Annotated in this window: 7 protein-coding genes; 2 read left to right on the top strand and 5 right to left on the bottom strand. The window is 27.9% G+C overall.

Annotated features, from left to right (window positions below):
* Positions 1-117: 117 nt before the first annotated feature.
* From ACR82Z_RS03940 to ACR82Z_RS03920, 5 genes are read right to left on the bottom strand one after another with little or no spacing between them, the layout of a single operon-like run.
* Positions 118-3063, bottom strand: coding sequence for an AAA family ATPase (locus ACR82Z_RS03940; protein ID WP_435129099.1), 2946 nt, complete (start codon positions 3061-3063; stop codon positions 118-120).
* Positions 3050-3760 (bottom strand): ribonuclease III, encoded by a 711-nt coding sequence (gene rnc / locus ACR82Z_RS03935; RefSeq protein ID WP_435129096.1) that lies wholly within the window; start codon positions 3758-3760, stop codon positions 3050-3052. The genes ACR82Z_RS03940 and rnc overlap by 14 nt, the downstream gene beginning before the upstream one ends.
* Positions 3753-4721, bottom strand: coding sequence for a phosphate acyltransferase PlsX (gene plsX, locus ACR82Z_RS03930; protein ID WP_435129093.1), 969 nt, complete (start codon positions 4719-4721; stop codon positions 3753-3755). Before plsX ends, rnc begins: the two co-directional genes overlap by 8 nt.
* Entirely contained in the window at positions 4721-6346 is a 1626-nt protein-coding gene (locus tag ACR82Z_RS03925) for a DAK2 domain-containing protein (protein ID WP_435129090.1), read from the bottom strand. The genes plsX and ACR82Z_RS03925 overlap by 1 nt, the downstream gene beginning before the upstream one ends.
* The gene (locus ACR82Z_RS03920) at positions 6346-6642 is read right to left on the bottom strand and encodes a hypothetical protein (RefSeq protein WP_435129087.1); all 297 of its coding nucleotides are present in this window, start codon (positions 6640-6642) and stop codon (positions 6346-6348) included. The genes ACR82Z_RS03925 and ACR82Z_RS03920 overlap by 1 nt, the downstream gene beginning before the upstream one ends.
* 96 nt (positions 6643-6738) lie before the next feature.
* Here ACR82Z_RS03920 and recO point away from each other — a divergent pair, with 96 nt between their 5' ends.
* Both recO and ACR82Z_RS03910 read left to right on the top strand, forming a co-directional pair.
* Positions 6739-7410, top strand: a complete 672-nt coding sequence (gene recO, locus ACR82Z_RS03915) for a DNA repair protein RecO (RefSeq protein ID WP_435129084.1) — start codon at positions 6739-6741, stop codon at positions 7408-7410.
* A gap of 102 nt (positions 7411-7512) precedes the next feature.
* Positions 7513-9168 (top strand): hypothetical protein, encoded by a 1656-nt coding sequence (locus ACR82Z_RS03910; RefSeq protein WP_435129081.1) that lies wholly within the window; start codon positions 7513-7515, stop codon positions 9166-9168.
* Position 9169 lies beyond the last annotated feature (1 nt).

Genomic DNA, 9169 nt, shown 5'->3' with positions numbered 1-9169 from the left:
ATTTTGATAAGAAAATATGAAATAATTAAAAATTTTGCAATAAAATATGTTGCTTTTGTTGTAATTTTTCCTTATTTTTCTTAAATAAAATCTAAGAAAAAGAAAGATTTTTATATATTATACACTTGGTGTATTTTCATCTTGGGTTGCTAGTTTCTTAGCATCTTCTAATTTAACACTGAAAAAGCTAGTAACTCCGCGTTTTTGCATTGTTGCACCAAATAAAGCATCTACTCGTGACATTGTTCCTGGACGGTGTGTGATAACTAAAAACTGGGTTTGTTTTTTAAGTTCTTGTAAGTATTCAGCATATCTAACCACATTTGCTTCATCTAAAGCCGCTTCTACTTCATCCAAGATACAAAGGGGTAATGGACGAGCTTTTAAAATTGCAAATAATAATGAAATTGCAATTAATGATTTTTCTCCACCTGAAAATAATTTAAGATTTTTAACAGATTTGCCTGGTGGCTGAGCAAAAATACTAATTCCGCTTTCGAGAATGTTTTTCGGATCAATAAATTTAACTTCCGCACTTCCTCCACCAAACATTGATGAAAATACTTTATGCATCTCAATGTTAACATCATCTACTATGTTAGTTAAACGAGCAACAATTTTTTTATTCATTTCTGAAATCGCTTCATCACATAAACGTATTGCTTCGGTTACTTCATCACGGTTTTTGGTATTAAATTCATAACGTGATTCAACTTCTTGTAGTTGTTCAATGGCTTCTAAATTAACATTTCCAAGTTCTTGAATTTCATAACGCAGTTCCTTTACTAATTCTTCGGCAGCAACTGGTGACATATTTAATGGATAATTCTCAATTGCATATTCTAAAGTTAATGCATAATGTGAACTAAGACGTTCTTTATGTTTTTCGAGTAAGTTTTTAGATTTTTCAAATGCAGCAGTTTTTTCACGAAATGATTCATTAAGAGTCTTTTGTAATTTCGAAATTCTTTTGTATTCTTCTTCTCAACTTAGTATTTTTGCATCAAGTGCTTCTTTTATTTGTGTATTTGAACTGATATCAAATTCAAGTAGTTGCAATTGCTGTTGTAGTTGCGCAATAGTTTGTTCAGAAACATCTAATTCGCTGATTTGCTCGTTATTAGCAGATGAAATTTGTGTTTGTAATTTATAATGTTCAATTTTACCGAAAGTATCTTTAACTTGGTATGATAAATTAAGATATTGTGAGTTATAAGAAGCTTGATAAGTTTTTTGTTGTTGTAAACTTTCGTTATCTTCTAAAATAGTTTTTGTTGTTTGTGCGATAACATTTTTAATTCCTGGAATCAAGTCTTTAAGTTCCTTAATTTTTTGATCAAGACCTAAAATATCTTCACTGGCTTCAACAGTTCCACCAACCATAACTCCACCAACACGCACGATGTCACCATCTGTGGTAACTACCATATATTTTTTTTCAATAATTGTTGATATTTCATTTGCTGACTTAATATCCGAAACAACTAATACATTACCTAATAAAAATTCATTTAGCACTTGATATTTATTATCAATTTCTACCAAATCCTTAGCCACACCTACAAAACCAGGGTGATTACGAACCACTAATAAATAATCATCTCGGATAAATTTACCTTTAATTGAAGCAAGAGGAATAAATGTTGCACGACCTCCGTTATTTTTTTTAAGGAAATTAATTGCTTTAACAGCTGTATCAGAATGATCAACTACTATATGCTGTGCAGCATTTTTCAAAATTGCTTCTAGGGCAGGTAGAAATTCGTTAGGAATCTTAATTAAATCTGCTACTAGTCCTATAAATCCTTTAAGTAATGTTTTATTTTCTAAAACTGTTTTTGTTCCTTTGTATAAGTTAGTAAAATTATTTTTCTTTTCTTCAAGAATTTCAAGTTTTGAAATTAATTTAGTATATTTGTTCTCTAAATCCTTGACTTTTATATTACCATCGTTAATTTTACTTTCTAATGTAGTAATATTTTCAGTTGCATGATTTCGTTTAGTTTCCATTTCAGATAACGATTCACTTAAATAACGATATTTTTCTTGCAAAGTACGTAATTCACTTAAAATCGCTGAAATACGCTCTTTTTCATCGAAATTTCCTTGTCCACTGGCAATCATTTCACGACGAGCCCGGTCTGCAGAAATGGCTTTTTCGATATTATTAATGCGGTCTGATAAACCTTGTTTTTTACCCGAATCACTTGATAACTTACGGTTTATTTCAATAACTTCTTCGCGTTTATTTTTAATTTGGATATCTAATTCTTCAAGTTGACTGTTATATTGTTTATCAGTTTCATCAACACCTGAAAGATCTTCAGTTAATGTTTTAACTAATTCACTATGTTTTTTTATTTCGTGTGCTAAATAGCCTATTTCAACACTTTTCAACTCTTCGGCCATCTTTTTGTATTTTAGTGCTTTTTCAGCATGAATGCGTAGTGGAGCAAGTTGTTTTTCTAATTCTTTAATTGATACATCAACCTTTCCTAAGGTTTCTTGGGCTCGTTCGAGTTTTTTTTCTGCTTCTGCTTTACGGAATTTATATTTAGAAACCCCTGCTGCTTCTTCAAAAATTAATCTGCGATCTTCATCAGATGAGTGCGCTATATCCGAAACGGTTCCTTGCGAAATAATCGCTAACGAACTTTTTCCTATTCCTGTTTCCATAGCAATTGCTTTAATATCTTTGTGACGGCATTTTTGGTTATTTATATAGTATTCATTTATCCCTTTACCACGCTCTAAAACACGAGTAATTGAAATAACATCTGAATCAACCGAACTAAGGCGATCCTTGTTATCAAAAGTCAATGTTACTTGTGCTTTTTGCATCGGTTGCACAGTTTTTGAACCAGAAAAAATAATGTCTTCCATTGAATCACCACGTAATTCTTTTGAACTTTGTTCCCCTAAAACTCAGCGGATTGCATCGTTAATATTACTTTTACCAGAACCATTGGGTCCTACAATACCTGCAACTCCACCATCAAAGTGTAATACAATCGGATCTGCAAAAGATTTAAATCCTAATGCTTCTATTTTAATTAATTTCATCATTTCCTTTCATTTTCATTTTATTTAAGGCTGCTCTTGCTGCATTTGTAGTAGCTTCTTTTTTAGAAGCACCACTTCCTATTCCGTAAATCATATCTTCATGAACGGCTTTAGCTATAAAAAGCTTATCTTTTTCTTCAAAAATATAATGAATATTATTTTTACTAATGCTTTGAAAATATTCTTGAAGTTGTGTTTTAGGATCCTTGTTACTTTGAAATATATGATGTCCATCTACACTTATATTGCTTGCTAGTAGGTGTTTTTGCACAAATCATCAAGCCTTTGACATCCCTTGATCTAAATAAATTGCTCCTAGAAAAGCTTCAAAAATATCAGCTTGTACTTTTGGTGAATCTAAAACATCTGTATGCATTTGACCATTTCCAGTTTTTAAAAATTTTAAAAGTCCAATGTTTTTAGAAACTGCTCCTAAGGTTTCGGTTTGCACCGCTGATGCTCTCCAGCGCGAAAGTTCACCTTGAGATTTATTGGGAAACTTTTTATATGCATAAATTGCTATCATAAACGACAACAGCGAATCCCCTAGATATTCAAGCCTTTCATAATTTTCTAACTTAGTTTTATCGTGTGTGTTATATGATTTATGAGTAGTTGCTAGTTGATAAAATTCTATATGGTTTGGTTGTATTCCGATATTAATCAAAAAATCAATGAGATGTTGTTGTTTAAACATTTAATGCTACCTTTAGTTTATTCAATAAATCCTTAGAAATTGCATTATGCATTTGTTTTAGTGCTATATAAATGGATAATTCATCTGCTGCACCATGGATTTTCAATGCAAGGGCATTAATACCTAAAACTCATGCATTTGCTACATTACGAAAGTCAAGTTTTTGTGCTATTTTTTTAAAACTAGGTTTTAATAATAATGCACCTAGTTTAGCAAAAAAACTTTGTTTAACTTGCTGCTTAATTGCTTGTTTGAAACTTATAACAGCACCTTCATAACTTTTAATGACTAAATTTCCACCGTATCCATCAATTAATCCTACATTTATGTTTCCTGCAAGCAAGTTTCGTGTTTCAGAAAAACCGATATAGTTAAGTTTTTGATCCGATTCTATTAAACTTTGTGCTTCTCTAACAACTTGCAATCCTTTGTATTCTTCAACCCCGACATTTAGCAGTGAAACAGTTGGATTTTGCTTATTAAACATTGTTGTATGAAATGCTGATGCTAATTTTGCTCACTCATATAAATATTCGGATTTTACTTCAAGGTTAGCTCCTACATCTAATAATAAAAGTTTTTCATCATTCAAACAAGTAATAATCGGCATAAAAGCAGGCCGAGAAACATTATCAATACGTTTTAGTTTAAAAGTCAGTGCTGCAATATAACTTCCTGAATCACCCCCCGTAATCACTCCATCAGCTTTATTTTCATTAATAATATTAATTGCTGCATTCATCGAATTATTTTCTTTTAAACTTGCTCGGATATTTCTTGGATCGCTTGGTTTATTTGGATTATAAATTATTTGGATATTCGGGTGTTTGTTTATAGATTTATCAAAGTTACCAACTAAAATAATTTGTACATCTTGATAATCATTAACAAATTTTGCTGCTGCATTATAAGCAACATTAACACCTAAATCTAATCCATTTGCATCTAAAACTATTTTCATTATTCAACTCCTATTAAGAATTGATAATTAGGTTGATTACCTTCAACTACTTCTATTTGTAAATTATAATTTGCTTCAAGGTAATTACTTAATTCTAAAAGTGTTGCTGTATCAACATCATCTCCGTAATATAATGTTATCATTTGAGATTGTTTTTTTACCATCTTAGTAATTAACTTTTTAAAAGTTATTGTTAAATCTCGTTCAGAAGCAATTATTTTTCCATCATGAATGGCGAAATAATCACCTTTTTTTATCACAAGATTATTTATCTTTGCTTTACGAACTGATTTAGTTATTTCACCAGTTTGCACATCAGATAAACTATCTAACATTAATTCTTCATTTTCCTTTGCACTAAATTCTGAATTAAAATTTAAAACTGCTGTTAAACCTTGAATTTGGGACTTTGTCGGAATGACAATAATATTTTTATCTGTGATAACTTGCGCTGCTTGTTGTGCTACTAAAATAACATTAGAATTGTTAGGTAAAATAAAAACATTTTTTGCATTTACTTTAGCAACAGCATTAATTAAATCTTGAGCAGATGGATTTTGGGTTTGTCCAGATTCAACTACAAAATCAGTTCCTAATTCCTGCATTCTTTTGATTATCCCACTACCTAAATTACATGATACAAGCCCACATTCAGCCATTTCATCAGATGTTTTTGCATAAATTGATTTGGAATTGTTTGCTTGCAAAGTCATATTTTCAGATTTTATTTTAATAAATTCACCGTATTTTTGTGCTAGAGTTAAAAATTCTCCAGGTTTAACTGTATGACCATGCACCTTTAACAATTTATCATCGTTAACTATTACTAGTGAGTTTGCTATTTCTTCTATTTGTTTTGAAAAAATATTTTTATCAAAAGTATGTGGATTATTTAAATTAACTAAAACCTCAGTGCAGTAACCAAATTCACCTGAATATATTTCACTATCTGAAACCAAAACCGATATATCATCTCCGTTTTCACTTTTTTCAACTGGGTTTCCTTTTAAATATTCAAAAAAACCTTTAAAAATGATATATAAACCTTCTCCACCACTATCAGTAACTCCTACTTCGCGCAAAGTTTTTAATTTATTTGGTGTTTCATCACAACTCTTTCGCGAAAAATCTAAAACCTTAGTTCAAAAATCAAGCAAGCTCACTTCCGTTGCTTTCAAAAATTCTTGATTTAAATTTTCTGATGTTTCTCTGATAACAGTGAGCATTGTCCCTTCAGCGGGATTAAAAACCGATTTATAAGCACGGTTTGTTGCTTCTTGAAAGGCAATTAATAACTGTTTTAAATCTAAGGATGCTAAACCAGCACAAGCAAGCGAAAATCCTTTAAAAACCTGTGATAAAATCACTCCAGAATTACCACGAGCTTCATACATCATATTTAAGGCAAGTTGCTTAGTAACTTCAGAAATAGGTAAATTAAAATAAGATTCATCTAATTTAGCTATTGCTGCAGAAATTGTCGATGACATATTAGTTCCTGTATCTCCATCTGGGACTGGAAAAACATTTAAAGCATCAATGCGATTCTTAGCATTAACTAATGCATTTGAACCCGAAAGCATCCCTTGTAAAAAAGTTTTACTATCCAGCAAAATTTTTGACATTATTTAATCCCTTCAATGAATATTGTTAACTTGTTAAATTTTAATTTATTTTTTTCCATTTCAAACGCTAACCTTTGATGAAATTCTGCGATGATGACTTTTGCAAAAACATCTGCTATTAAAGAAACTGCGATAAAAAAACTATATCCTTTCGGTGTTTGAATAATATTAACACGATCTATTAGTTCTGTTGTATCTGTAACTATATCATCATCAGAAAGTGGATTTATTTCCTTAATTCCAGGTATTGATTCAGCAATCTTTAAAAACATCTCTTTGATTTTTAACAATTCCATTATGCCTACTTTCGATATAATATGCAAATATATCTTAAAAATTATTGATTATATTTTATAATATTATTAATATTTTTTAAGAAATTAAGGAGCAGAATGGCACTTTTAGTCGCAAAGGCAATTGTATTAGAAATTATCGAAAAATCAGAAAATGAATTTTATGTGACTTTTTTTAACGATAAAGGTGTTTTAATTCTTTTCGCACAAGGGTTAAATAAACAGTTATCTAAAAATCGTAGCAACTTACAAATTGGTTCATTGGTTGAAATTGAATATTTTTCCGCAAGATTAAAAGGTAGAATAGGAAGATTAAAAAGAGTAAATTTATTGCATATTTTTAGTATTACTAGTCCTGATACAAACATCTTTCTGCTAAAACTTATCAAACTCTTTAAAAACTTGAAAATACCAAATCATATTTTTAATTTTTACATTCTAAATATGGATAAATTTAAAAAAGACAATTTAAAAAAATATTTATGTGTTTTTTATGCACAAAGTAGTGTATATTTTGGTGTAAAACCTAGTTTTAATAAATGTAGAATATGTCATCAAAGGAAGAACCTTGTTGATTTTAGCATCCTTGAAGGTGGTTTTATTTGCTCGAATCATAATCTTAATGATACAAAAAACCAAGAACAATTACTTTTATATTGATACTTATATTATCAACCAGAAAAATATGTCAAATTAGTATCACAAACAGAAAATATATTGTTGCTTAATCAACTCAAACACATAATTTCCGAAGCAGGATACTATTTATAAGAAATAATTTGTTTTATGTAAATAGTTACATATATTTTTATTATTTATTTTTTATTTTAGTAAATAACTAGTCGTTTTGAATAAAATTTATATAATTTAATTATGATAAAATATAGCATTAAAAAAATAAAAAATTTGTTTATTTTACTTTTTTTACCAACTTTGTTAACTTTAATTTCTTGCTCGCATAATCAAAATAATGAAGCAAAACTAAGTCAAAACATACATAATGAAAAATTAAATATTTCATACAATATAAAAAAAGATATTTTAAGGAAACTTTTAATAAATTCTACAAAGAAAGCTATGGAATTAGATAATGATAGCAAATTTTACACCCTTGTCGATTTATTATTTTCCGATGAAATTTATAACAATAAATATTCATTTTTACTTATGGATTATATCAATAAAATGAATGAATATCATAAAAATAGTTTTAATCAAAAACAAAATAAATATTATCAATTGAAGCTTTATAAACGTGACCATCTTTATTTTAATTATCTTTCATTTGTATATTTGTTAATGAAATATGATAATGAAAATAATCAGATGATAGATATAAACAATATGAATTATTTACAAAGTAAAAATATCAAAATTAATATAAAAGGTATCCCAAAACTTGAAATTAACAAAGAAATCTATAATTTTGTTAATAATTCATATCACTTTTTAAATGATGAATCAAATAAAGAATATCAAGATAGCATAAGAAACTTAATAACTAAAAACTTTTTAAGCAATTCATTAAATTCTTATCAACTTTATAGTATTGACTATTTAGAAAAACCAATAACAAACTATATTCACAATGATGATTTATACAATAATGAATATCCACCTTTGTTAGAGATTTCAAGGACATATGGTTTAGATAAATATGACTTTGAAGATACGCCCGATATTGACTGAATCTACTATCAGCGATATCTAAAATATGACAAAAGTAATTTTCCGGCTCTAGATGTTTTTATTAAGAAAAATAATTTGGTTTATCCTGCTAAAAATGATACTGGCACTAATCTTTTTTTAACTGACAGTACAGATTTAACAAACATAAATAATAATTATGCTTTTTCAAGAAACATAATAAATAAAATAAAAAATGTTAATGTATATAAAGTTAACTATAATGAAGTAAAAAACATCATTAAATATAAAACAAATCATACTAAAAAAGAAAGACATATTTTATCATTTGATATTAATGATAATTTAGAAAATAGTGAATTGTTTCTTTCTTTCAAATCTTATCCTATTAACAATGACACTAACATAATAGTCATAAATGTAGATAAAATAGATAAAAAATGATTTTTAAATGATTTTGTTGATTTTTTCTTGCAAAATCACACTAAAAAATCTGAAAATATTAGTTACAACTCAAAATCATCATCTTTTGTTATAGATATTACAGATGAAATAGAAAACAAAACTAATAAAAAAAATATATTTTTTGTTAACTCTTATGATTTATACACACAGAATATGAAGAAAAATGAATATAAATTCTTTATAGAAAATAATTTTTGAAGAAATTACACAATAAATAACAATATAGAGAATTTACTTGCTACATCAGATAGTTTTGATATGAGATTATATGATAAAAAGGATAATTTTAATATTTATTATAAATGATATGCCGATTCAAAAACTTTATGAAAAAAAGAAACAAATAATAACCCAAATAATAAACCATGGACAAGTAATAAAAATATAGAAATTAAAGGATATTCAGAAGGGAATTAAT

Origin of the sequence: Mycoplasma sp. 6243 (assembly GCF_051200785.1) — a bacterium.
In the GTDB taxonomy this organism is placed as follows: Bacteria; Bacillota_I; Bacilli_A; order Mycoplasmatales; family Metamycoplasmataceae; genus Mycoplasmopsis.
The sequence above is the reverse complement of the archived record's forward strand: the minus strand, read 5'-3'. Positions and strand labels throughout refer to the sequence as shown.